Below are 26,209 nucleotides of genomic sequence, written 5' to 3'. Positions count from 1 at the left end.
TAAACATCAAAACGAAGGAAGAGATGCCATGAAAGCTACTCAACTTATCAAAGGCCTCTTGTCAGCAACATCAGCTCTGCTGATCTGTGCTGCCACCGCAAATACGGCACTTGCACATGATGTGTATGCCAGGGACTACCGCTGGCACCCTGCGCCTCCTGTGCATCAAGTAGTACGCAGCTACAACTACGTGTATTACCCATCCCAGCAAGTATATTACGCACCGGCACAGCGTAACTGGTACTGGGCAAATGGCGGTGCCTGGCAAAGTGGCAGCCGCCTGCCCTATGGTGTCAATGTGGATATGCGTATAGGTGGGGTACCTGTAGTGTTGAGCTCTCCCAGACCCTATGTCGAGCATGTCTATGTAGAGCAAAATTATGGCCGCCCATGGCGTGACCGTCATGGCTGGCACCAGGAAAGACGTTACGAACGTGAATGGCGAGAAGAAAGACGTGAGCGCCACCATGATCATCATTGGCGCTAAAACGGAAGGGCATAAGAAAAGAAGCCGCTACTACCTGCTGTAGCGGCTTCTTTTTTGCCTAATTACCTACCAGGCTGGCAGCAATATTGATGGAAAAACCAACGACCGCCACATTAAAGAAAAAACTGAGTACTGACTGAGCAAGCACAGTCTTGCGTGTCTGCCTGTTCATCACGGTCACATCAGAAGTTTGTGCAGCAACAGCGATGGTGAATGAGAAATACAGGAAATCCCAGAAATCTGGTATGCACTCCTCTTCCGGGAAACGCAAGGCTGGCTTGTCTGGTGGAGCGTTATAAAACTGCAATGCATAGTGAAAACAAAAAATCACCCCCAGCAACAGCCACGAACCCAACACCGTGCTGCAGGCAAACAAGTATTTGATCGCCCTTTCCTCTCTGCTGGCACCTGCCATACCGGATAATTCGTGGATGATGGCCAGCAGGCTCAGGGTCGCTGCCAGTGACATCAATACCAATACGGCTACTGCACTTTCATCTTCCTGCTGCGCCATCTTGCGTACAGCATGCTTGTCTGTTCCCATCATCAACCAGGCCATCAGCAAAAGATAAGTCCAGACGGCTACATTCCAGCCACAAAGGGCACGGGTGATCAGGGACAGCGGCCCAGGCAAGAAAATTGCAGCCAGGCTGCCCAGAGCCAAGGTAAGTAACAAACGCGGGCGACGTTGGATGATTTGTTTGATGATGAATCCTGTCAGATCAAAAATATGAGAAATGATGCATGAAAATTACGAAACTTCAGATTGTAAATACAGGCAGCCGCCAGAATCAAACATGCAGATGCAACAGGTGTAGTATATTCATTATCAATTGATATTCTGTCATATTTATCAGTGGGTCTGGCTAATCCATACGCCTTAATAAAAATCCACTTCCTTTTAACTTATTTTTTATTACACTGAAGCAATACATCACTGATAACGCAACATCCTCATTCAGCGAGGCAAGCACCATGAACAGACATTACCGCTATCTGCCGCTTTCCAAAGTGACACCGGGAACAGTGCTGGCCGATGATTTGCTCGATAAAGTCGGCCACGTCTTGCTGCCCGCAGGTACGACTTTGACAGAGCGTATGCTACAGGCAATTGCACATCACGATATTCATCAGTTGTCCGTTGAAGGCGAAGCAGGTTCTGAGGACGAAGAGCCTGAATATCTGGCGACCAAATTAAGCCGCATAGAAAAAATCTTTCGCCAGGCGGGCGATGCTGAACCTGCAAGCATACTGAAGTCTTATGTCATTGACTACCGTAAAGGGGAAGCCAAATGACTGATATCAATGAATTCAAGGTGCAACTGGAAGACGTGGTAAAAAAAATCAAGGACTTGCCCACCCTGCCAGAAGTTGCGATGGAGATGCTGCAAAATCTTGATGATGAAGAAAGCAGCCTGGACATGGTGACTGAAAAAATCGCCCTTGATCAATCAGTCACGGCGAAATTATTGAGGCTGGCCAATTCGTCTTACTATGGCAATAACTCCAAAGTAGTGACCTTGCAGCAGGCGACTGCCATGCTGGGTGTCAAGAATGTAAAAAACCTGATTCGCGCAACAATCCTGTCGAACAAGTTTCCTACTGAGAAATGTCCTGCATTTGATTTCAAGGCATTCTGGCGTCACAGCATTGCCACAGCGATTTGTGCTGAGCTGATCTCGCGTGCACTGCACATGAAGCATGATTTTGCCTTTACTGCGGGTCTGTTGCATGACATAGGCAAGCTGGTGCTGGTGACCAGCTATCCCGCGAATTATGATCAGGTTTTACGCCATCAGCGAAATACGGATTGCCTGCTGATCGAGGCTGAGCGCAGCATCCTGCATATTGATCATGTTGATGCTGGCCTGGCACTGGCAACACACTGGAATTTTTCCGAAGCCGTTTGTGACGCCATACGCGGCCATCATCATCCCGAACAGGAAAACCTGAACGTACTTGCTTCGGTCGTACATGTAGCAAATGCAATTGTGCACGCACTTGATCTGGCCCAGGATGAAAACGATATGCTGCCCTTGCTGTCGCAAGCCGCTTGGGATACGCTAGGGCTTGGTGAAGCTGACTACCTGAGCATTTTCCGCGAAACTGAAATGCGTTTCGATGCCATGGATCAGATCGTACTATGACACTCTTATATTTGCCTCATGTATCTGGATAAAACGATTTTGGAACAACTCATGCTTTTCAGGGAAACGGATTACCGGATAGAGGATATCCAGTTATTCCGTGACATTACCGAAGATAATAGAAAACTCATCGCCGATATCATCAAGGATAGCCTCGTCGTCAAGGCATACACTGGTCAGATCGTGCTTGATGCCAACAGCTCCGGCGCGAAACTGTATATCGTACTCAAAGGTGCACTCGGCGTCAGCCGCATTACCGAAGACAGCAATCAGCTAGAAAATACCATAACTCAGTATCTGCCAGGAGAATGCGTAGGCGAAATCTCTGTTCTGGATGAAGAAATTCATTCAGCAACCATCTCTGCCATTAGTGAAAGCGAATTATTACTGATAGAAGCAGAAACCCTGTGGCGTCTGATTGATGAGTCCAATGGTGTTGCCCGCAATCTCTTGCAACTGCTGTCTTTCCGCATACGTGCAGCCAATGCACAAATTCGCAGCCGTCAGAAAGTGGGGGAATTCTATCGCCAACTGTCTATGGTAGATGGGCTGACAGGCTTGCATAACCGCGCCTGGCTAAACGCACAATTGCCTGGCATGGTGCAGCATGCCCATGCTACCAGCGCAGCCCTGAGCATCATCATGGTTGATCTGGATCACTTCAAGCGCTTTAATGATGAGCACGGCCATTTGCTGGGTGACGATGCCTTGCAAACTGCTGCAAAAGTATTGAATGCAGGCTTGCGCCCCAGTGACTTTGCAGCCCGCTACGGCGGTGAAGAAATGATGGTTATACTACCTGGTGCCAATCATAAATCAGCATTGGGGGTTGCGCAAAGACTGTGCAACCGCCTGGCAAAAACCAAGGTATTTTTTGATCGTCAAAAGCCACTGCCGCATATCACCGGCTCATTTGGTGTAGCAACTTTGAGCACAGGCCAAGATAGCAATGAGCTCATCAGTTGTGCTGATGCGGCTTTGTATCGCGCCAAAGACAGCGGGCGCAATCAAGTCGCCAGTTGACACTAAAACGATAAAGATAAGTAAAAAACAAAGGCGCCCGAAGGCGCCTTTGTTTTTTACATCAGGTCACGCATTATTTGCCGGACTGATTCGCGTAAATCACCCAGTAACGTGCCAGATCGCCTGAGCCATCTGTTCCCTTTACCGTTTTCAGTGTTTTGATTGCATTGGCTTTTTTGCCTGCCTGCAGCTGCGCAATACCCAAGTGCAATTTGGCATCCTCTTCCTGCTTGAGGCCACCTTTGGCTATGCCCTCTTCGATCATGGCGATGCCTTTGTCGTAATTACCGGCAGTCACATAACCATAGCCGATATTGACGAGTGCATTGCCATCCTTGGCTGCCTTGGCTTCAGCTTCGCTAGCTGCGAGACCTTTGGTAGTTTCTGCCTGGGTCTTGTTTGCCATGTCGCGCAAACGTTTGTGACGGTCTGCATCCTTGCCTTCACCCAGTGCACCAGCCTTGTAGCCTGCATCGATGACCTTGGTTGCTTCTGCCGGGAAGCCGGCCTGGATAGCAAACAAGGACATGTCCATGTAGTCAGCGCTCTTGGTAATTTGACCCAGAGCCAGTTTCAGACGCATCAAATCGAGTTTGAAACGCTCGGAATAGCCTGGCTTTCTCTCGATGTTATTGAGCAGGTTGACCCAGTACTCTTTCTTGCCATGGTAGGCCACCATTTTTTCCAGCGCACTGGAATAGGTAGCCATGTCTTTACGCTTCAATGCGTCATTGGACTGGTATTCCAGATTGGTCAGACTTGGTGTGCGGCCTGCCTTTTCATCTGCTGCCAGTTCAGCATTGATTTCCTTCATGGCCTTTGCACTGTCACCGCTCTGCAACATGGCTTGTGTGAGGTAAGGACGCAGTGAAGGATCTGTACCGCCATCAGCATAGTAACGGTTATACCATTGTGCAGCTTTGCCGTAGTTACCAGCTTTGAAATAGCCATTCGCCAGCACCTGTATCATTTGCAACTGCTCTTTACCGCCCAGCTTGTTTGCAGAAACGATGGTTTCTGCTGAACGGATCACGGTGTCATTATCACCAGCAGCAGAAGCGATAGACAGGCGCATGCGCTCTATCGTGAAATTTTCATTGACTGTCTTGCCGCCTACGCTGTCGGCTTCATGAATCTTGGACAGCGCTTCCCTGAATTTCTTCGCTTTGTACAATTCACCAGCGCCGTGCACAATTTTGGCAATCTCAGGACGCAAGGATTCTTGAGCATAAGCTTGATTTGCTGCAATATTTGTTAATTCTGGAGCGGCGGCAAAGCCAATAGCTGCAAACAATACAGCAATACGAGACAAGCGAAGTTGCTTCATATGTTGATCTCTCAATCAATAAATTTAATAAACTTTGGGATTGCAGCTTGGAAATACGCAAAGCCCAACCCGTGAATATGAAAAATGGCAGGGTTAACCCTGCCAATTTTCTATCATACCTTAATAACTCAGCATTGATACGCCGAAAATGTCATGAAGTGCTTATTTATCACTTCAGGAACTGCTCATTCCCGACCATGCCGATCTTGGTCACACCAAGACGCTGTGCCGCCGCCATGACGGACGCCACGGATTTGTAAGGCACAACAGCAACCGGACGCAGGTGGATCTCTGGCTGGTTTGCTGCAGGCATCGCTGCCGCTTCAGCCAACTTCGCTTCCAGCTGTGCATGATCGACTGCCGTACCATTCCAGGACACCGTACCATCAAAATCGACGTCAATATTGACGACGACTGGCTCTACTGTTGGTGGCGGTGGCGTGCCTGTCGGCATATTCAGGTTCACTGCGTGATTCTGAATAGGAATGGTAATAATCAACATGATGATCAATACCAGCATGACGTCAATCAGCGGCGTCATGTTCATTTCTATCATCACTTCCGGATCGGCTGAGCCTCCGCCGGAACCTATTTGCATACCCATAATGCTTCCTTTACTTAGTTCCGTGGAGGCGGTTCAATCACGAAGCCGACCTTGGCGATACCGGCACGTTGTGCCGTCAGGATACTTTTGCCAATAAACTCATAGCGGGTATTCTGATCTCCACGGATATGCAACTCCGGTTGCGGGATCTTGACTGCTTCTACCTTGAGCTTTTCAAACAGGGCATCCGTGCCTGCCAGCGGCTTCATGCTGCCGTTCCAGTACAGATCACCATCCTTGTTCACCGACAGGGTGATGTTTTCCGGTTTGGTTTTGTAAATCACGTTGGTTTCTGCCGGTAATTTCAGCTTGACCGTATCTGTAATCACCGGGGTGGTGATCAGGAAGATGATCAGCAATACCAGCATGACGTCGACCAGCGGGGTGGTGTTGATGGTGCTGTTGACTTCGTCTTCACCATCTCCATCATTGCCAATTGCCATTGCCATAATGTGTTCTCTTTCGTGTTACCGAATACCAAAGACCCCTAAACTCTGGGGTCTCCGTATGTTAATCAGTGACTGCTAATTATTTCTTTGCTGCTGTCTTGCCCATATTGCCGGACAGGACTACGGAGTGCAGGTCAGCGGAGAAGGCACGGACTTCTTCCATGGCGCTCTTGTTGCGGCGGACCAGGAAGTTGTAACCCAATACAGCAGGAACAGCGACAGCCAGACCAATCGCGGTCATGATGAGCGCTTCACCAACAGGGCCCGCTACTTTGTCGATCGATGCCTGACCGGACATACCAATCGCTGTCAGCGCATGGTAAATACCCCATACGGTACCGAACAGACCGACGAATGGTGCTGTGGAGCCTACAGTCGCCAGGAAGGCCAGGCCGTCTTGCAAACGGCTTTGGACTTTATCAACAGCGCGCTGGATGGACATGGATACCCAGGTGTTCAGATCGATTTGTTCGAGCAAGGCGCCTTCATGGTGTTCTGTGGCTTTGATGCCAGAGTCAGCGATGAAGCGGAATGGGCTGCCTTCTTTCAGAGAAGCGGCACCGGCTTGTACAGAAGCTGCTTTCCAGAATTTGGAGCGGGCATCTGTGGCTTGACCGGACAATTTGACCTGGTCAATGATTTTGGTGATGAGGATGTACCAGCTGCCCATGGACATGATGACCATGATGATGAGGGTGCCTTTGGCAACGAAGTCACCAGTTTTCCAGAGGGCGTCGAGACCATATGGGTTTTCTACCATTTCTTTGGCGGCTGCTGGTGCTGCCGGGGCGCCAGCGTCTGCTGGAGCGGCTGGTGCCGGGGTTGCTTCTGCAGCAGGGGCTGAAGCGGCAGCGGAGGCAGCTGCTGAGGCGGATTCCTGTGCAGAAACAGGGGCGACGGCAACGGCGGCTGTCAAGGCCAGGAGTGTTGCAGCCAGGAATGCGGAGAAACGGGTTTTCATTGAGGTGCTTCCTTTTAACAAAATAAGGTTGGTATTGCTTACTGCTGTTTTTATGTATTACTTATGTATTACTTGGTTTGTTTGTTGCCTGGTACTTATCTTTTACAAATCGATCTGAACCATCTCTTGCTTCATTTTCTTGGGTAGAGCAGGCAAGGTGTTTTGGTCTGCCTGCTCTTGCCTGGGATTCCTGATTACTCGAGCTTCCATACATACTGAACCTTGGCCCAGGTCTGTTGTGGTTTGCCATCGACGGTACCTGGTTTGTTTTTGCAGGAACCTGACATCAACTGGGATTTCACCGCATTGTCGAGACCGCGGAAGCCGCTGGATTTGTCGATCTTGACGTCGGCAACAGAACCATCTGCACCAATCAATACGGACAACAGGACGGTGCCGGTTTCTTCATTGCGCAGGGAGGCACGCGGATATTCCGGTTTGCATCCACCAACGTTGAAGTCGATCACGCCTGGTATCGTGACGGGACCTGTGGCCTTCGTCTCTGCAACTGGTGCAGGTGGGGCCTGGGTCTTGGTGAATGTCGGGTTTTCTGGCTTGACATTCGACACCTGCGATATCGCTGGCTGTTGCTGAACCGGCTGCTGGACCTGGACTTCCGGTGGCGGAATGAACGGTGGCGGCGGTGCCAACAATTTTGGTGGTGGCGGTGGCGGGGTGTCTGGCGGCGGTGGCGGCGGTTTTACTTCTTCTACCAGCTTGACTTCTGCTGGCTTGATCACCACTTCCATCGCTTTGCGCGCCAATCCAGATACCAGCGCATATACCACCAGTACGTGAAATGCGATAACCAGCCCTAAGCCTATAAACTTCTTCCCCGGCTCTTGCTGGCGATTTGAAAAATCCATTACTGCTCCTCCACTACCACAAGGTCAACTGTCTGACGCAAGTCAAAACATCTCAAACAAAAAAGTGATTATAAATGCTGTGTATCAATAAAAAGCCATACCGATACAAAACCACTTATAAATTCATAAGCTGCGGGCTCGTCAAAATATAAATCGAGGTTTTTAATAAAACTGACTTATTTAATTTTGCCTGCAACCAAAGCACCAGCTTCTACTGACGCCATATATACCTGACCAAGTAATAAAAAATATTAATCTATTTCCGCTACCAGATTCTCCGTGCCGTAAATGGCTAAACCGGCGATGCAAAGCAGAAAATTTTTTATTACCTGCAGCAAAGTCAAACGCTACAGCCATTTCATCTTTATCAGAACAACTAATTATGTTCCCATGTAAAAAAGCACGAACTTACCACATGGAAAATGTAAATTTAGTCGTCAGAAATTTTTCCGAAGGCGCATAAAACCACTTATGCCCAGAAACTGTCAAGTGCTTTACTTTAAGCTCTGCCAAAAAACAACATGGCGCATTTTGCCAAAAAAACACCCGCAAAGGAAACCTAATTTCTTGTGCTATGCAGCATAAATTATTTCAATGCAGCTTTTTTTACACTTCATTACATTGAGAAATTCGCTCAGACCCTCACTCACCAGAATTTAATTTTTTTTGAGCCTTTTTTCAGGCATCAAACTATCTAAAGTTGCGTGCAAATGTCGCACTACAATGGTGCAAGGCACCATCACAATCCTCTTATTAATGCGCGCTCATTGCCAAAATGCACTCAAAAAACCAAAATTGAAAAGAATTGTCACACCACACAATTCAACAATGAAATAAAAATTTCTTTCCTTCGCCCATCGATAAGACACTTGCGTTATGGTTACGGCTTTTTAAAACTGAAGCGCGAAAAGCCGCCAGGCAAATCGTGAAGAAAATTAATTTGCACCTGCAATATGTAAATTAATCTATACGGCTTATGTTACGTCCTGGATTTAAGGTACAAAACTGCGTTTTGCTTACCGGGCCTGATCCGTGCTTACAGAGGCCAAACTCGCAAGGCAAATTTGTTTTACCAGACAATGAGGTTAAAGAATGTTCATGCGTCACCAGACAGTTGTTTGTATTTTCATTATGCTGCTATCGACATTTCCCCTGCACATTGCTCAGGCAGCCAATCCTGCAGACCTCAATAAAGTCGTCAGACAAGCGTTTGAAGCTGCGGATGATGGTTTTGACATGGCTAAAACCCAGAACTTCTATTCTGGCTGGGTCAGCGAGGCCATCTTCGAGCCCTTGCTGAGTTATGACTACCTGGCGCGCCCTGCCCGCCTTTTGCCACTGTCAGCAGAAAGCATGCCAGAAGTGACGGAGCAAGGAAAAGTATTTACCTTCAAGATCAAACCCGGCATTTACTTTGCCCCTGACCCTGCATTCAAGGGTAAAAAACATGAGCTGACCGCACAAGACTATGTTTATACCTTCAAGCGTCTGCTCGACCCGGTGAACCGCTCGCCTAATGCCAGCTTCATTGAGGGCAAGATAGTCGGTCTTGACGATGTGGTTGCCAAAGCAAAAAAATCTGGCAAATTTGACTACGACACCCCTGTTGCTGGTTTGAAAGCCGTAGACAAATACACACTGAGAATAGAATTAAAGGCTACCGACTACAATTTCCTGTATGTCGTCGCCTACGGTGGCTTTGGCGCAGTAGCAAGAGAAGTGATCGAGGCTTATGGCGATCAGACCGGATTGCATCCCGTCGGCACCGGCCCTTATATGATAGAAAAGTATCTGCCACGCAGCAAGATCGTATTGACGGCCAATCCCGAATACCGTGGTTATACCTGGGATTTCAAATCAACGGGCAGCGCACGCGATGAAGAAATCGTCAGGCAAATGAAGGGCAAGAAAATGCCCCAGGTTGGCAAAGTCGATATCAGCATCATAGAAGAAGAGCAATCACGCTGGCTGGCTTTTCAGGATTCGCAACTGGATATCGACAAGCTGCCGCAAAGCGCAGCAACGGCAGCACTGGATGGAATTGCCTTAAAACCTGAGCTGGTAAATCAGGGCATCAAGATGGACAGGGTCACAGATGCTGGTATTGTATTTACAATTTTTAATATGCGTGACCCCGTGGTCGGCGGCTACACCAAGGAAAAAATCGCCCTGCGTCGCGCCATAGGCATGGCTTACAGCTATGAAGATGAAATCGCCCAGATGCGCCTGGGACAAGCCATACGCTCGGAAATGATTATCCCTAAAGATGTGGTTGGCTATGACCCGGCTTATCGCAGCAGCCTGGCTTACGACATCAAGCTGGCCAATAAACTGCTCGACCATTTTGGCTACAAACGCGGGGCAGATGGATACAGAAATAATCCTGACGGCAGCCCGCTCACCCTCAAAAAAACCGTGGAACCCGCAGCCATCTATAAAGTTCAGTCTGAAATTTATAAACGTGGCCTGGACAAAATCGGCTTGCGCATCGAATTCCCGGTCAGTAATTTCGCTGACAACCTGAAAGCTGCCTCGGCCTGCAAATTGAATATGTGGGGCGGTGCCTGGAATGCGGATTTTCCTGATGGTGAAAATTTCCTGCAATTGCTCTACGGCCCCAAAGCTGGTGCAGGCAACCATGCCTGCTATGAGTCACCCGCCTATGATGCACTGTTCCGCAAGGCAGTATCGCTACCGTTGGGTGAAGAGCGCAATAAAGTATATGCACAAATGAACCGCCAGGTCGAAGCTGATACTCCCTGGATCGTACACACTTCCCGCATCCGTAGCTGGTTGTATCGCCCCTGGATTACTGGCTATAAAAAACATCCCATCTTGCATTCTGACTGGGCCTTCATTGATGTAGAAAAACATTGAGCCCGGCTCTACAGTTTCAGTTTGATTCAATACCCACTTAATATCATCGTACAAAATAGCAGGAGAATTCCTTAATGAAGTCCACTCATCCGTTTCAGCACAGGCTGACCAGAACAGGTATGGCTATCTGCCTGGCACTAGCCGGTCTGATGTCATCTACCCTGCCCCTGCAGGCGCAGGCCGCCAAACCTGAGTTTGCTGATCCGGAAAAAGTGTTACGCACCATTTTTCCCGTTGCCGAGACTGGCTTTGATCCTGCTGCGACGCGTGACCTGTATTCCAACGCGATTAATGAAGCGATTTTCGAGCGTCTGTTCACTTACGATTATCTGGCCAGCCCGGCAAAAATCATTCCCGAAACAGCCGATGGCATGCCAGAGATTTCTGCCGATGGAAAAACCTATACCATCAAGCTGAAGAAAGGTATTTACTTCTCGCCTGATGCAGCCTTCAATGGCAAAAAACGTGAACTGACGGTGGATGATTATGTGTATTCATTCAAACGCATCATGGACCCGAAAATTGCCTCTACCCATGTCTGGCTGCTAGAGGACAAGATTGCGGGCCTGGATCAACTGGCGGCACAGGCAAAAAAATCCGGCAAATTTGATTATTCTGCCAAAGTACCAGGCCTGGAAGTCATCGATAAATATACCTTGCGCATACACTTGACGCGTCCGGACTTCAACCTGCCCATGATACTGGCCTACACCGCGATGTCTGCCGTCGCACGTGAGGTCATAGAAAAATACCAGGATGTACAGGGTGCCGCCATGGCAAACCCGGTCGGCACAGGCCCTTTCAAACTGACTGAATGGGTACGCGGCTCAAAAATGGTATTGGATGCCAATCCGGATTTCCATACAACTATATGGGACTTCCAGGCCAGTTCTGACCCGAATGACCAGAAAATCATCGCCGCGATGAAAGGCAAGCGCATGCCGCAAATCGGTCGCGTTGTCGTCAATGTGATTTTGGAAGATCAGTCTCGCCTGCTGGCATTCCAGAAAGATGAAATTGACCTGTTCCAGTTATATGGTGGCCTGGCACCTCAGGTATTGAATGGTCCTGACCTGAAACCTGAATTTGTCAAACGCGGCATACAGATGTCGCGCATTGTCGATCCTGAGCTGACTATCTATTACTGGAATATGCAAGACCCGGTATTTGGCGGCCTGAGCAAAGAGAAAATCGCCCTGCGCCGTGCCATGGCCATGGCACACAATGTCGAAGAAGAAATTCGCATCGTCGATAATGGTCATGCTATTCCCCTGCAATATCCTATCCCGCCTGGTGTGGTAGGTCATGACCCTAACTACAAGAGCAGTATCCAGTACAACCCTGCTGCTGCCAATGCACTACTCGACAAGTTCGGCTACAAAAAAGGCAAGGATGGTTATCGCACCATGCCAGACGGCAGCCCACTGGAAATTGTGCACACTGCCCAGACCGAATCACGCGGCCATTTACAGGCTGAAGTCTGGAAAAAATCTTACGACGGCATAGGTATCAAAATGCGTGCCGAATTCCGGCCCTTTGCTGAAATCCTCAAAGCAGAAAAGCAGTGCCAGTTGATGCAACGCATTTCACCATGGATAGCAGACTATCCCGATGGCGATAATTTCATGCAACTGTTTTACGGTAAAAATATCCACATGAATAATAATGGCTGCGTCACTATCCCTGAATATGACAAGCTGTATGAACAATCACAAAAACTGGCTCCGGGTCCAGAGCGCGATCTGTTGTATCACAAGATGACACGCATCATGGAACTGTATGCAGCACAACGCCTGGGTTATGCGCGCCACCGCATGATGCTGTCACAGCCACGCGTGATAGGGCACAAGAAACACCCTATCATGCATATAGAATGGATGCAGATAGACATCGACAAGAACAAATAGACAAAAAAATGAGCCGCAGACTAACTGAAATTTGAAAACCGAGAGACAAACATGACCGCTTATATACTGCGCCGCTTATGGCAGATGGCACCCACGATGCTGGGTGTCATCCTACTGGTGTTTTTCCTGTTCAACTGGGTAGGTGGTGACCCGGCATACATCCTGGCAGGCAAGATGTCGAATGCCGAACAGATTGCCAATATCCGCACCCAGCTAGGCATAGACCAGCCTTACTATGTACAGTTGTGGATCTTCGTCAAACAGATCGCTACCTTCAACTTTGGCAATAGCTGGAGTACTGGTGAAGCCGTATCATCCATCATAGGCACACGCCTTGGCCCTTCACTGACAGTGCTGATACCACTGACGATTATCGAAACCATCATCGCGATTGCGCTGGCGCTGGCCATTGCCTTCAAGCGTGGTTCGCTGACAGACCGTGGCGTGATGATCGCCTGTACTGTTGGCATGTCAGTCAGTATCCTCGTGTATATCATCGTCGGTCAGTATTTCTTTGCCTATAAACTGGGCATGTTCCCGGTACAGGGCTGGGGTAATCATTTTGCTGAAAACCTGTTCAAGTACTCTGCCCTGCCTATCCTGATTGCCCTGGCAGTGGGTGTGGCACCTAACCTGCGCCTGTTCCGCACCTTTGTGCTGGACGAAGTGAACCAGGATTATGTACGCACCGCCCGCGCCAAAGGCGTTAGCGAAAGCCGCGTGAAATGGGTGCACGTCTTGCGTAACGCATCAATACCTATCATCACCCACGTCATGTCCAACCTGCCGGCCTTGCTGATTGGTGCCTTCCTGATTGAGCGTTTCTTTTCCATCCCTGGCATAGGTCGTGAAGTGATACTGGCAGTGGAACGCAGTGACTTTCCCGTGATCAAAGCGATCACCGTGTATGTCGCAGCAGCCACCATGTTTTTTAATTTGTTGACCGATCTGCTGTACCAGGCGGTTGATCCACGCGTACAGTTGAAATAAGGATCACTCATGAGCACGACTATCACAAATCCAACTGTACAAGCAGTTTCACCCGGACTGTGGGCACTGGCCTGGCGCCGTTTGCGCGCTGACAAGGTCGCCATGATTGCCATGGGCATCGTGGCTGCCTTTTTAATTACTCTGCTGCTATCCGCAGCCGGTGTCATCGCCTCTGACTGGGAGCAGGAAAGCGGTGTCAGCTATGCGCCGCCAACTTTTGTGGGCGCTGATACGGGTACTGTCGCCAAAGCAGAAGTTGAAGCACCACCGCCAGAGAATCCACTCGATCCTTTGGCCGACATCATCCGTGAATTGCGCAAGCAACCAGATGCGGACCAGGCAGTCATCGTCAATGACTATGGTATCCCTGACCCACTAGCTAAGGAAATGGCAGAAATCCGCACTGAGCTGGCCAAGTCCGGCAAGGCTGTCGTGGGCGAGCGTCTGACCACCCTGCCCTTTGGTGCAGACAAATGGGGACATGACATCATCAAGAAAACCATCAAGGGTGCAGAGACTTCCATCGTCGTCGGTCTGGTCGCAGCTTTCCTGGCGACACTGCTGGGTACCATCTTTGGTGCACTGGCCGGTTACTTTGGCGGCAAAGTCGATGACTTTTTCAACTGGTTTTATAGCATCTTCACTTCCATCCCTTACCTGTTGCTGATATTGTCAGTCGCAGCTGTATTGCAGCAAAAAGGCGTGACCACCATCATTCTGATCCTGGCTTTCACTGGCTGGACCGGGCCTTTCCGCCTGATCCGTGCTGAGTACATGAAGCATAAGGCGCGTGAATATGTGTGGGCGGCAGATGCTATCGGTGCTTCGCACTGGCGCAAAATGTTCGTGCATATCTTCCCGAATGTCAGCCATGTGGCACTGGTACAGGTATCTATCCTTGTTGTTGGCTTTATCAAGTCTGAAGTTATCCTGAGTTTCCTGGGCTTTGGTGTACCGGTTGGCGTGGTGTCCTGGGGCAGTATGCTCAATGAAGCACAGAATGAATTGATTTTGGGTAAATGGTGGCAACTGGTTGCCGCAACCGCAGCGATGGCCGTGCTGGTAACAGCCTTCTCATTGTTCACTGATGCCTTGCGCGATGCGCTTGATCCAAAATTGAAATAAGGACAGATCATGAGTCAAGAAAATCCAAATCAAGCTTTGCTGAAAGTAGAAAACCTGCGTGTGTCTTTCCGTGTCAATAAAAAAGACAGCGTGGAAACCGTCAAGGGTATCTCCTTTGAAATACCCCGCAATTCCACCGTCGCCCTGGTTGGTGAATCAGGCAGTGGCAAATCAGTCAGCTCTCTCGCAGTCATGGGCTTGCTGCCACCAGACACATCCAGCATTGCTGCTGACAGCAAGATTATCTTTGAAGGCCGCAGCCTGCTCGAACTCAGCATCGCTGAAAGACGCGATCTGTGTGGCAAGGAAATTTCCATGATTTTTCAGGAGCCGATGACATCGCTGAACCCGGTGTTTACCGTTGGTTTCCAGATCGGCGAAGTCTTGCGCCTGCACATGGGTATGGATGCAAAACAAGCCCGCAAGCGCGCCATAGAATTGCTGGAAGAAGTCGGCATCCCCGATCCAAAAAACAAGATCGACGCCTATCCCAGCCAGATGTCCGGTGGCCAGCAGCAAAGAGTCATGATCGCGATGGCGATTGCCTGTGAGCCAAAATTGCTGATTGCCGATGAACCGACCACGGCTCTCGACGTCACCATACAAAAGCAGATCATCGACCTGATTGATGCCTTGCGTATCAAGCACAAGATGTCCGTCTTGTTCATCACCCATGACCTGGCACTGGTCGGTGAAATTGCCGACCATGTCATCGTCATGCGCAATGGTGAAATTCGCGAAGCTGGAACGGTAGAACAAATCTTTGAAAGCCCGAAAGATACCTATACCCAGGCGCTGTTGCACTGCCGTCCAACACTGGACACTCGCCCATGGCGCTTGCCAGTGATTGCTGATTTCATGAACAACAACGGTGCTCTGGTCGAGCAAAAACAACGCCCGCGTGGCCTTAATGGCAGCGAAGAAATCGTGCTCGAAGTCAAGGACCTGGGCAAGAGTTTTTACTCGCGCGAAGGTTTTTTTGGCAAAAAAGAATTCAAGGCAGTCGAAGGCGTCTCTTTCAAACTGGCACGTGGCAAGACCCTGGGTGTAGTCGGTGAATCCGGATCAGGTAAAACCACAGTGGGCCTGACATTGATGCGTCTGCATCAGGCTACCTCTGGCCAGGCCCTGTTTGAAGGCAAGGATATCTTGTCCATGTCAAACAAGGAATTCCATCACTACAAGCGCCGCATACAAATCATTTTCCAGAACCCGTATGCATCGCTGAACCCGCGCTTTACTGTTGGGCAGATTTTGATGGAACCCATGCACATCCACAATATCGGCGCCAATGACAGCGAACGTTCTGCCATGGCGTATCAGTTGCTGGAAAAAGTCGGCCTGCCTACTGCTGCCTTTCACCGCTACCCACATGAATTCTCGGGGGGGCAGCGTCAGCGTATCGCGATTGCACGCTGCCTGACGATGAAACCAGAAGTGCTGGTCTGCGATGAGTCAGTATCTGCACTGGACGTATCTGTGCAGGCGCAGGTGTTGAATCTGCTGCAGGATTTGCAGGAAGAATTTGGCCTGTCCTATATCTTCATCTCGCATGATCTGGCGGTGGTCAAATACATTGCCGACCAGGTCATGGTGATGAACAAGGGTAAGGTTGTCGAGCTGGCCAATTCGGATGACCTGTATCTGAACCCTACCCAGGCATACACCAGGACTTTGCTGAACGCCATACCCAAAGGCTTGCAACACTAAGTTGTAACCGCGAACCGGCTGCATGCCGGTTCGCCTCTCCTGCTTGAAAAATCCCCTTACACTTATATTTTTGACCAATCCTGCAAACACTGGCAAGATGACATTCGCCTGCGACATAACGAAACCATGACGAAACAGGCACAATCTCCCGCATATCCCGTATGCGGTACATTCACTGGAGCCAGGATTGGAAGCACTAAGAAGTTTATTCCGGGAATTAATGCCCGCTGTTGATTTTTGTTCGATGCGCGTAGTGGATGAGCGCAGTGAAGAGCTATTGGTAAGGCAAAATATATTGCAACCGCTGCGCAATGCCCGCAGCCATGGTGCCATGCTGACCGTTATTCATGATGGTGGTTACGGCTATGCCGCAACCAGCGACTTATCCCGCAATGGGTTGAATGCCGCACTGCAGCATGCTTTGCACTGGGCCAGGCTCAGCGCTGGTAAAACGGTAACGAATTTCAGCAAGATCCCGCAAGCCACAGTGCTTGGTCAATATCAAGGCTTGACCGCATCCATCCCTACCAGAAAAGATTTGATTGCCTTACTGATGCAGGAATCTGTTGCGTCCCACTTCAGTGACAAGATTGTAGATTGGAGTGCATCCATAGGCCTGACACAAACTGAGCAGCTATTTATCAGTAGCGCAGGTGCTGACATCCATCAGCAATTCAATTACCTGATCCCCAATCTCAGCGTCACCGCCAATGAAGGCTCAGAAACCCAGACGCGTAGCCTGGGTGGACAATACAATGGTTTCTGCCGCCAGGGTGGCATGGAAGTTCTGCAGCAGTCTGGCTTTTATGGCGCAGGCAAACGCATTGCAGAAGAAGCACTGGCGCTACTGCATGCAGCGAACTGCCCGAGTGGCCGCATGGATTTGCTACTGATGCCAGAACAGATGATGCTGCAAATCCATGAATCCATAGGACACCCGCTGGAACTGGATCGCATACTTGGTGATGAGCGCAATTTTGCCGGCACCAGTTTTGTCACACCCGATATGTTTGGTCATTTCCAGTATGGCTCTGAATTGTTGAACGTCACCTATGACCCCAGCCGTGCAGAACAATTTGCCAGCTTTGGCTGGGATGATGATGGCAGTACTGCAGAAAAAACCTGGATCATCAAAAACGGCATACTGGAAAAACCTTTAGGCAGCGCCCTTTCCCAGGCACGTGCTGGCATGGCAGGCGTCGCCAACTCCCGCGCCTGTGACTGGAACCGCCCAGCCATAGACCGTATGGCCAACCTCAATATAGAAGCAGGCAGCAGCAGCCTCGATGAAATGATTGCCAGTGTTGACTACGGCGTATTGATGAATACTAATGTGTCCTGGTCTATTGATGATTCCCGCAATAAATTCCAGTTCGGTTGTGAATACGGGCAAGTGATACGCAACGGCAAATTGCAGGAACTGGTCAAGAACCCGAATTATCGCGGCATATCAGAAAGTTTCTGGCGTTCGCTGAAGATGGTCGGTGATACCTCTACACTGGCTGTCATGGGCACGCCCTTCTGCGGCAAAGGTGAGCCGTCGCAAGTCATACGCGTGGGCCATGCCTCACCGGCCTGCCTGTTTGATCAGGTAGAAGTATTCGGAGGTGAAGCCTGATGCAAAGTTATTTCTTGTCCCTGGCCGCACATATAGAAACACAACTCGCGGCGAATGAAGTCAGCACCACCTGGCTCTCTGCGGAGTCCAGTGATTTTGTGCGTTTCAACCGCAGCGCCATACGCCAGCCCGGCCATGTTTTCCAACTGATACTGAACCTGCAATTAATACAGGGGCAAACACATGCTGCCATGAGCTTCAATCTCAGCGGCGAAATGGACATGGATTTACCTACCATTAATACTGCAATCCAGGATTTGCGCGCGCAATTGCCTGATTTACCTGTGGACCCACATTTGATGCTGGCTACAGAGGTCAATAACAGCACACAAATCCTGCCATCGTCATTGCCACCAGTAGCCAGCATGCTGGAACAAATACTGGCTGCTGCAAAAGATGTGGACATGGTGGGCTTGCTGACCACAGGAACACAATATCGCGGTTTTGCCAATTCCCACGGTCAACGCAACTGGTATGAAACCAGCAATGTGAATTTTGACTGGAGCCTGTTTTATGCGACGGACAAGGCAGTCAAGTCCAACTATGCCGGATTTACCTGGGATGAGGCCGCATTTCTGAATAAATTCGCCGCCGCCCGCAAAGAGCTGGCCCTGCTGGCACGACCACCAATCACGGTTGCCGCTGGCAATTACCGCGCCTACCTGAGTCCAGCTGCATTGAATGAATTAATCATGATGCTGAACTGGGGTGGACTATCCGAAAAAGCCTTGCGCACCCGCCATAGCTGCCTGCGCCGCATGCTGTCTGGTGAAGCCAGCATGCATGCCATGGTGAATCTCTGCGAAGACAGCCGAGCAGGTCTGGAGCCAGGGTTTCAGGCACAAGGTTACATCAAACCTGTATCCATTCCATTGATACAGTCAGGCAAGCTGATTGGCAGCATGATCTCACCGCGCAGCGCCAAAGAATATTCCTTGCAAACAAACGGTGCGCCAGAAGATGAATCAGCAAAATCGCTGGTCATGCAGGCAGGCATGTTAGCAAATGCAGACATACTCAAAGAACTGGATACGGGCATCTATATCGCCAATCTCTGGTATTTGAATTTTTCTGACCGCGCCACTTGCCGTATTACCGGCATGACGCGCTTTGCCACCTTCTGGGTGGAAAATGGTGAAATCATCGCACCTTTAAATGTCATGCGCTTTGATGACTCCCTGTTCAAGATGTTGGGAGAAAACCTGCTGGCGCTAAGCCAGGAAACCGAGGTCATCATGGATGACCGTTCTTACGGGCAACGACATACCGGTGGCGCGATCCTGCCAGGAGCGCTGCTCAAGGAAATGCGTTTTGTATTATAAGCAGACAAGAAGCTGTTTTTTATGAACACGAAAGGCGATTTTGTGGCGACTTCAAGTAAAAATAGGACATTTTCCAAAAGAGCGCCTATGCTGACCAAAGGCACTTTGTTTCAGCGCAGATAAGTACAGGCAAACTTAGCATTTGCCCCTTTCGGTGAGAGCAACTACAATTCCGACCTGTTGCGGAAAAGGCTGCAATTTAAGCATTCCACATTCAGGCAAAAACCTGGTGTAGAAACAACAAGTAATAAAACCCACAGCGCAATAGAATAAGGCTTTCAATCTTGCCGTCCTGAGAGCCTTAAGCATATTGCGGTCATATCTGGAGTCAACATGGCATTTCTGCAAGGCAAAAAAATTCTGATCACCGGTTTGTTGTCCAACCGTTCCATCGCTTATGGCATCGCCCAGGCTTGCAAACGCGAAGGCGCTGAACTGGCATTTACCTATGTAGGCGAACGTTTCAAAGACAGGATTACTGATTTTGCGGCTGAATTTGACAGCAAACTGATCTTTGATTGCGACGTCGCCAGCGACGAACAAATTGACGCAGTATTTGCTGACCTGGGCAAATCCTGGGACAAACTTGATGGCCTGGTACATGCAATCGGCTTTGCACCACGTGAAGCAATCGCCGGTGAATTCCTCGATGGTTTCTCCCGCGAAGCTTTCCGCATCGCGCATGACATTTCTGCCTACAGTTTCCCGGCAATGGCAAAAGCTGCGCTGCCACTGCTGCGTGAAGACTCTGCCCTGCTGACCCTGTCTTACCTGGGTGCTATCCGTGCCATCCCGCATTACAACACCATGGGTATGGCAAAAGCTTCTCTGGAAGCATCGGTACGCTACCTGGCAGAACACCTGGGCAAAAAAGGCATACGTGTCAATGGTATTTCTGCCGGCCCTATCAAGACCCTGGCTGCCAGCGGTATCAAGGACTTTGGCAAATTGCTGGGCTTTGTCGCAGAACACGCACCATTGCGCCGCAATGTGACGATCGAAGACGTGGGCAATACTGCGGCTTTCCTGCTGTCACCACTGGCGAATGGTATTACTGGTGAAATCACTTATGTCGATGGCGGCTTCTCACACGTCATGGGTCTGAACGCAGACTCTTACGACAAGTAAGCAGTCCAGTATTTAAGACGGTACGGGATGCTTGCACATGTATCCCGTACTAGCCTTATACTATTGGCATGAATGAAGCACTGCCCACCATGCCCAATATTCCAAACAACACGACCTGCCTTGCGCGCATTTTATTGCTGCTGATATTCAGTCTGTTCTTTCTGCCTTCAGGCGACAGCCTGGCAGCATCCTGTAATGACCCATGGCCGGCCTGGGAACAATTCAAGAAGACTTTTGTCGCCGACGATGGCCGCGTGATTGATCATAGTGGCGCACGCAAACCGACGACATCTGAAGGTCAGGCCTATGCCTTGTTCTTTGCCTTGAGCGCCAACGACAAAGCCGCATTTCAACGCATCCTCACCTGGACGGAGAATAACCTGGCAGCAGGTGACCTGACAGCGCGCTTGCCCGCCTGGCAATGGGGCCAGCGTGAAGATAATAGCTGGGGCGTCATTGATAAAAATCCTGCATCAGATGCAGACCTGTGGATAGCTTATAGCCTGGGTGTAGCCGGAGAAGTCTGGAATGAAAAGCGTTACTCTGCTCTCTCAAGTTTGCTGGCACAAAGAATATTGAATGAAGAAACGGCAGAACTGCCCGGACTGGGCTTAAGCTTATTGCCAGCACCGACCGGCTTCAATCTGCCGAGCAATCAATGGAAACTCAACGCCAGCTACCTGCCTCTGCCCTTGCTGCGCTGGTTTGAACAAAAAGAAAGCGATGAACGCTGGAAGCGCATGCTTACGCCAGCGATGCGCCTGATTGCTGGCAGTGCCCCCAAGGGTTATGCTGCCGACTGGATCATTTATGATGCACAAAAGGGTTTTCTTCCTGATACCCAGGGTGTAGAAAAAGGCCAGGGTGGATACAATGCCATCCGCGTCTATTTATGGACTGGCATGATGGCAAGCCAGGACGCCGAGCGCGCAAATCTGCTGAAGTTACTGCGCCCCATGGCCCAGCTCGTGGATAACAAGGGCTACCCGCCGGAATATATCGACATCCTGACCGGTGATATCAATGGTCCTGGTTCCAGCGGTTTTAGCGCCGCATTACTACCTTTCCTGCAAGCGCAAGGGGTACAGAAGACGATAGTACAACAGCAATTACGTCTGCAGGCGCAACCCATCAAGGCAGATGCCTACTATGATCAGGTGCTGTCCTTGTTTGCCCTGGGCTGGCAAGAAAAGCGCTTCCGTTTTGATGCACGCGGGGAAGCTGACTTTTACTGGCAGCACTTTTGCTGGCGCCTATTCTAAACCTTTTGCAAGATATTCTTAGAAACTGGCTGCTTTTTCCTGAAAAATCCTGTATAGTTTCGTTTTTTGCGCTGCAATATAAAAGTTACGGCGCAAAACCAAGTAGCATCGCAAGCCTGTGCACATCCTCAGGATGGTGCATGTAAAAGCCCTCCCGCCTCGCATGTCTGGTTGTAATCCATAGACATCATACCGGCGCAAAGCTTTTGTGCCGAAATTTCATTGTCGTCCCTTGTTGGATTTTCTGTGTTCATTTCGTTTGGTTGGCGCTGCATTGTTGCGCGCGTTCGTTAGCAACGCGCTAATTTATACTGGGACAGAAGCAATCGTTCCGGCAAAACATGCTGCAAACCGGCCTTGTCGCCGGTGAGCTAGGCATTGCTGCCGCATTTTGCAAACGTCCCAATCACGAAAGAAATTCATGAGTTTTGAAGCACTAGGTCTCCACGTCAACATCATCCGCGCTCTGACTGACTCTGGCTATACCAAGCCAACTTCGGTACAAGAACAGGCAATCCCTGCCGCGATTGAAGGTCGTGACCTGATGGTCTCATCCCAGACCGGCTCCGGCAAAACTGCCGCTTTCATGCTGCCTGCTTTGCATAAACTGGTTTCCGCTGAAGTTGTCAGCTATGACAACAGCAAAACACCTAACCAGGAACGTCAATCTGCACGTTCCCGTGGCGACCGTCAACGTTTCGTTGCTGCAAAACCAAAAATGCTGGTACTGACACCAACCCGCGAACTGGCTTTGCAAGTCACTACAGCAACTGACAAATACAGCGCTTATTCACGCCGTATCAAGGCTGTGTCTATCCTCGGTGGCATGCCTTATCCTAAACAGATGCAATTGTTGTCCCGCAATCCAGAAATTCTGGTGGCAACACCTGGCCGTCTGATCGACCATATGGAATCTGGCAAGATCGATTTCTCTGAACTGCAAATGCTGGTTCTGGACGAAGCCGACCGCATGCTGGACATGGGTTTCATCGACGATATCGAAAAAATCGTTGCTGCCACACCTCCTACACGTCAAACCATGTTGTTCTCTGCAACGCTGGATGGCGTCGTCGGTAACATGGCTAAACGCATCACGACTGAGCCTCTGGTGATCCAGATCGCCGGTTCTGCCAGCAAGCATGAAAACATCCAGCAACGCGTACACTTTGTGGATGACCTGTCCCACAAAAACCGCATGCTTGATCATCTGCTGCGCGACACTACCGTTGACCAGGCCGTTGTATTTACAGCCACCAAACGTGATGCCGACACCATCGCTGACCGCCTGAACATCGCTGGCTTCGCTGCTGCTGCCCTGCATGGCGACATGCACCAGGGTGCACGTAACCGCACACTGGACGCATTGCGCCGTGGCCAGGTACGTGTACTGGTCGCGACTGACGTTGCTGCCCGTGGTATTGACGTTCCTGCAATTACGCACGTATTCAACTACGATTTGCCTAAATTCCCTGAAGACTATGTCCACCGCATAGGCCGTACTGGCCGCGCTGGCCGCAAGGGTCTGGCGGTTTCACTGGTCAATCATGCCGAGAGCATGCACGTCAAACGTATCGAACGCTTCACCAAGCAATTGATCCCGGTCGATGTCATCGAAGGTTTTGAACCCAAGAAATCTGCAGCACCAGCACGCTCTGCAGCGCGCAAGCCTAACGGCTGGAAACCAGGCGATGCCCGTAAAACTGGTGGTGGCGGCTATGGCAACAACAAGCCAGGTCAACGCAGCTTCAGCAAACCAGCTGGCGCATCCACAGGCACCAGCGCTGGTCCACGTAAAGAAGGCGGCGGCTACAAAGGCAACCGTTCTAACGATAGCGGTGCACGTCGTACATTTGGCGACTATTAATTGGAATCACTGTGTAAGCTAAGCGCGGCGCCATTTTGAGCCTGTGATGCTCACCGTACTTTAGTACGGTTGCGCTTCTCGACTCAAACTGACACCGCTCGCTACACTTACACAGCGACTCCAGAGAAGTTTGTTTCCATGCAAACAGAAACAACATAGATATTGCTGCATAAGCAATATCATGAAAAAGCGATCACTTTGGTGGTCGCTTTTTTTATACTAGTGTACTGTAACAGTGAAATCGAGAGCGAAGGACATGTGCCCGACGCATCAGGGCAAGACAAGGGTTAAAAAATGCGCACAGCGATAGTGGGGCTATCGCGAGCATTTTGCAACGCAGCCATGATCGTCGCGCACTTGGCAAGCGCTCCGATTTTCACTGTTACAGTCCACTAACTGGCTCGGCGTATAATCAGTAACCCTGACCTGTATAAAAATATAAATCCCACATGAGCAAAGAAACTGACGCCCCCGTCCGACTGACCTCTTTCTCGCATGGCGGCGGCTGCGGCTGCAAGATTGCGCCCGGCGTACTTGCTGAAATACTAAAAAAATCCTCAGGCTTTCCGGTACCGCCTGCCCTCATGGTGGGGATAGAAACTGCAGACGACGCAGCCGTCTATAAACTCAATGATGAGCAGGCACTGATTGCCACCACGGATTTTTTCATGCCCATCGTGGATGATCCTTTTGATTTTGGCCGCATCGCTGCCACCAATGCCATTTCGGATATCTATGCCATGGGCGGCACGCCCATCATGGCGCTGGCACTGGTGGGCATGCCTGTTAATCAATTACCTCTGGATGTCATCGGCAAAATTATCCAGGGCGGTGAAACCATCTGTGCCGAGGCTGGCATACCCATAGCCGGCGGCCACACCATTGACTCTGTAGAACCCATTTATGGCCTGGTCGTCATGGGTCTGATTCACCCATCCAGGGTTAAACGCAATGCCGATGCCAAGGCAGGCGACAAACTCATACTCAGCAAGCCGCTGGGTGTAGGCATATTGTCTGCCGCACTGAAAAAGCAGGCACTGGACGAGGCTGGCTATGCCACCATGATCGCCAATACCACCAAACTGAACAAACCCGGGCAGGCCCTGTCTGGCCTTGATGGCGTGCATGCGATGACCGACGTCACCGGCTTTGGCCTGCTAGGCCATTTGCTGGAAGTCTGCCGTGGTTCGAAACTGGCAGCCCGGCTGGATATGTCAGCAGTACCTTTGCTGGCGAATGTGGAGGAGCTGGCCACAAATGGCTATATCACCGGTGCCTCTGCCCGTAACTGGGCAGCCTATGGCTCATCTGTGCAGTTCGACACACAGATCAGTCCCGCCCAGCAAGCCTTGCTGACTGATCCGCAAACATCGGGGGATTACTGGTTGCCTGCGATGCGGCAGTTGTTGAAGATGTTTTAAGAATTTTCCATCAGGGCGGCTTCTTGGAAGCTGCTGTGATTGGTGATATTGTTGCAGGTGAACCTGCTATCGCTGTACTGCCCTGATTTTTTTGATTTTGCCCCTACTTTTGCAAATACCATGAACCAATTAGAACAACTGAAGCAATACACTACCGTTGTCGCCGACACTGGCGATTTCCAGGCTATCCAGGCTTATGCCCCGCGCGATGCAACGACCAATCCGTCCCTGATATTGAAAGCCGTGCAAAAGCCAGAATACCTGCCTTTGCTGGAAAAAGCGGTCAAGGAAACTGCCGGTAAATCGATTGATGAAACCATCGATCACCTGCTCATCGCTTTTGGTCTGGAAATTTTAAAAGTCATCCCGGGTCGCGTTTCTACTGAAACTGATGCCCGTCTGTCTTTTGACACAGCTGGCACAGTTGCCAAAGGCCGCCAATTGATCGCCATGTATGAAGCCGCAGGGATACCGCGTGACCGCATCCTGATCAAGATTGCCTCTACCTGGGAAGGGATACGTGCCGCCGAGATACTGGAAAAAGAAGGCATACGTTGCAATATGACCCTGCTGTTCTGCCTGGCACAAGCGATTGCCTGCGCTGAAGCGGGTGCACAACTGATTTCACCTTTCGTAGGCCGCATCTATGACTGGTATAAAAACAAGACAGGCCAGGAAATTTTTGGTGCAGAAGATCCGGGTGTTTTGTCTGTCAAAAAAATCTATACTTACTACCGCAAGTTTGGCTACAACACCGAAGTCATGGGTGCCAGCTTCCGCAATACTTCACAAATCCTGGAGCTGGCAGGTTGCGACCTGCTGACCATCAGCCCTGACCTCCTGCAAAAGCTCAGCGACAGCAATAGCAATGTCACACAAAAACTGAGCAAGGAATTAGCAGCTTCTTCTGATCTGCAAAAAGTCAGCATGGATGAAAAGACTTTCCGCCTTGATTTGAATGAAGATGCAATGGCAACTGAAAAACTGTCAGAAGGCATACGTGCCTTCTGTGCCGATACCGTCAAACTGGAAAAGATGATTGCCGCAATGCGTTGAATCAACACCACCTGACAGGTTATGATGAGAGGGCAGAATTTTCTGCCCTTTTTTATTTTGAATAA

At 50.1% G+C, this 26,209-nt stretch carries 21 protein-coding genes and 1 pseudogene; 16 read left to right on the top strand and 6 right to left on the bottom strand.

The genetic code is table 11. The features are described 5' to 3' along the window. Nucleotides 1-28 precede the first annotated feature (28 nt). Entirely contained in the window at nucleotides 29-487 is a 459-nt protein-coding gene (locus UNDYM_RS09365; RefSeq protein WP_162040811.1) for a hypothetical protein, read from the top strand. A gap of 58 nt (nucleotides 488-545) precedes the next feature. On the opposite strand, the gene UNDYM_RS09360 is transcribed toward UNDYM_RS09365, so the two are convergent. After that, nucleotides 546-1,163: a DUF1345 domain-containing protein gene (locus tag UNDYM_RS09360; RefSeq protein WP_232063892.1), complete on the bottom strand. Its 618-nt coding sequence runs from the start codon at nucleotides 1,161-1,163 to the stop codon at nucleotides 546-548. Nucleotides 1,164-1,462: 299 nt separating this feature from the next. On the opposite strand from UNDYM_RS09360, the gene UNDYM_RS09355 reads away from it, so the two are divergent. Genes UNDYM_RS09355 through UNDYM_RS09345 form a run of 3 tightly spaced genes read left to right on the top strand, consistent with a single transcriptional unit; the run spans nucleotide 1,463 to nucleotide 3,657 of the window. Beyond that, a complete protein-coding gene (locus UNDYM_RS09355) occupies nucleotides 1,463-1,783 on the top strand; it encodes a hypothetical protein (RefSeq protein ID WP_162040810.1) in 321 nt (106 codons plus the stop codon). Further along, nucleotides 1,780-2,634: an HDOD domain-containing protein gene (locus UNDYM_RS09350; RefSeq protein WP_162040809.1), complete on the top strand. Its 855-nt coding sequence runs from the start codon at nucleotides 1,780-1,782 to the stop codon at nucleotides 2,632-2,634. Before UNDYM_RS09355 ends, UNDYM_RS09350 begins: the two co-directional genes overlap by 4 nt. Nucleotides 2,635-2,685: 51 nt before the next feature. Next, the gene (locus UNDYM_RS09345) at nucleotides 2,686-3,657 is read left to right on the top strand and encodes a GGDEF domain-containing protein (RefSeq protein WP_232063890.1); all 972 of its coding nucleotides are present in this window, start codon (nucleotides 2,686-2,688) and stop codon (nucleotides 3,655-3,657) included. A 73-nt stretch (nucleotides 3,658-3,730) separates the two neighbouring features. Here the strand turns inward: UNDYM_RS09345 and UNDYM_RS09340 are convergent, their stop codons facing one another. The 5 genes from UNDYM_RS09340 to UNDYM_RS09320 form a co-directional block, all read right to left on the bottom strand. Further along, nucleotides 3,731-4,984 (bottom strand): tetratricopeptide repeat protein, encoded by a 1,254-nt coding sequence (locus UNDYM_RS09340; protein WP_162040808.1) that lies wholly within the window; start codon nucleotides 4,982-4,984, stop codon nucleotides 3,731-3,733. A 169-nt stretch (nucleotides 4,985-5,153) separates the two neighbouring features. After that, a complete protein-coding gene (locus tag UNDYM_RS09335) occupies nucleotides 5,154-5,588 on the bottom strand; it encodes a biopolymer transporter ExbD (RefSeq protein ID WP_174244935.1) in 435 nt (144 codons plus the stop codon). A 14-nt stretch (nucleotides 5,589-5,602) separates the two neighbouring features. Then, nucleotides 5,603-6,037, bottom strand: a complete 435-nt coding sequence (locus UNDYM_RS09330; protein ID WP_162040807.1) for a biopolymer transporter ExbD — start codon at nucleotides 6,035-6,037, stop codon at nucleotides 5,603-5,605. Between the two features lie 79 nt (nucleotides 6,038-6,116). Further along, nucleotides 6,117-6,998, bottom strand: coding sequence for a MotA/TolQ/ExbB proton channel family protein (locus tag UNDYM_RS09325; RefSeq protein ID WP_162040806.1), 882 nt, complete (start codon nucleotides 6,996-6,998; stop codon nucleotides 6,117-6,119). A 194-nt stretch (nucleotides 6,999-7,192) separates the two neighbouring features. Then, complete coding sequence (locus UNDYM_RS09320; RefSeq protein WP_162040805.1) at nucleotides 7,193-7,864, bottom strand: energy transducer TonB; 672 nt, start codon at nucleotides 7,862-7,864, stop codon at nucleotides 7,193-7,195. Between the two features lie 1,092 nt (nucleotides 7,865-8,956). On the opposite strand from UNDYM_RS09320, the gene UNDYM_RS09315 reads away from it, so the two are divergent. The 12 genes and pseudogenes from UNDYM_RS09315 to tal all read left to right on the top strand — a co-directional run bounded on the left by UNDYM_RS09315 (nucleotide 8,957) and on the right by tal (nucleotide 26,144). After that, nucleotides 8,957-10,741, top strand: a complete 1,785-nt coding sequence (locus UNDYM_RS09315; RefSeq protein WP_232063884.1) for an ABC transporter substrate-binding protein — start codon at nucleotides 8,957-8,959, stop codon at nucleotides 10,739-10,741. A gap of 74 nt (nucleotides 10,742-10,815) precedes the next feature. Then, complete coding sequence (locus UNDYM_RS09310; RefSeq protein WP_162040803.1) at nucleotides 10,816-12,648, top strand: ABC transporter substrate-binding protein; 1,833 nt, start codon at nucleotides 10,816-10,818, stop codon at nucleotides 12,646-12,648. Between the two features lie 51 nt (nucleotides 12,649-12,699). Beyond that, nucleotides 12,700-13,638, top strand: a complete 939-nt coding sequence (locus UNDYM_RS09305; protein WP_162040802.1) for an ABC transporter permease — start codon at nucleotides 12,700-12,702, stop codon at nucleotides 13,636-13,638. Between the two features lie 9 nt (nucleotides 13,639-13,647). Further along, entirely contained in the window at nucleotides 13,648-14,763 is a 1,116-nt protein-coding gene (locus tag UNDYM_RS09300; protein WP_162040801.1) for an ABC transporter permease, read from the top strand. A 9-nt stretch (nucleotides 14,764-14,772) separates the two neighbouring features. After that, a complete protein-coding gene (locus UNDYM_RS09295; RefSeq protein ID WP_162040800.1) occupies nucleotides 14,773-16,473 on the top strand; it encodes an ABC transporter ATP-binding protein in 1,701 nt (566 codons plus the stop codon). A gap of 220 nt (nucleotides 16,474-16,693) precedes the next feature. Next, the gene (locus tag UNDYM_RS09290; protein WP_162044535.1) at nucleotides 16,694-18,091 is read left to right on the top strand and encodes a TldD/PmbA family protein; all 1,398 of its coding nucleotides are present in this window, start codon (nucleotides 16,694-16,696) and stop codon (nucleotides 18,089-18,091) included. Then, nucleotides 18,091-19,413, top strand: a complete 1,323-nt coding sequence (locus UNDYM_RS09285) for a TldD/PmbA family protein (RefSeq protein ID WP_162040799.1) — start codon at nucleotides 18,091-18,093, stop codon at nucleotides 19,411-19,413. The genes UNDYM_RS09290 and UNDYM_RS09285 overlap by 1 nt, the downstream gene beginning before the upstream one ends. A 333-nt stretch (nucleotides 19,414-19,746) precedes the next feature. Continuing rightward, the gene (fabI, locus tag UNDYM_RS09280; protein ID WP_162040798.1) at nucleotides 19,747-20,541 is read left to right on the top strand and encodes an enoyl-ACP reductase FabI; all 795 of its coding nucleotides are present in this window, start codon (nucleotides 19,747-19,749) and stop codon (nucleotides 20,539-20,541) included. 68 nt (nucleotides 20,542-20,609) lie between these two features. Continuing rightward, the gene (bcsZ, locus tag UNDYM_RS09275) at nucleotides 20,610-21,803 is read left to right on the top strand and encodes a cellulose synthase complex periplasmic endoglucanase BcsZ (protein WP_232063875.1); all 1,194 of its coding nucleotides are present in this window, start codon (nucleotides 20,610-20,612) and stop codon (nucleotides 21,801-21,803) included. 421 nt (nucleotides 21,804-22,224) lie between these two features. Next, complete coding sequence (locus tag UNDYM_RS09270) at nucleotides 22,225-23,667, top strand: DEAD/DEAH box helicase (protein ID WP_162040797.1); 1,443 nt, start codon at nucleotides 22,225-22,227, stop codon at nucleotides 23,665-23,667. 449 nt (nucleotides 23,668-24,116) lie between these two features. Continuing rightward, nucleotides 24,117-25,174 (top strand): annotated as a pseudogene (gene selD / locus UNDYM_RS09265) (selenide, water dikinase SelD). Nucleotides 25,175-25,208: 34 nt separating this feature from the next. Next, entirely contained in the window at nucleotides 25,209-26,144 is a 936-nt protein-coding gene (gene tal, locus UNDYM_RS09260; RefSeq protein ID WP_162040796.1) for a transaldolase, read from the top strand. Nucleotides 26,145-26,209: the final 65 nt, after the last annotated feature.

It is taken from the genome of Undibacterium sp. YM2 (assembly GCF_009937975.1).
Lineage (GTDB): Bacteria > Pseudomonadota > Gammaproteobacteria > Burkholderiales > Burkholderiaceae_D > Undibacterium.
The sequence above is the reverse complement of the archived record's forward strand: the minus strand, read 5'-3'. Positions and strand labels throughout refer to the sequence as shown.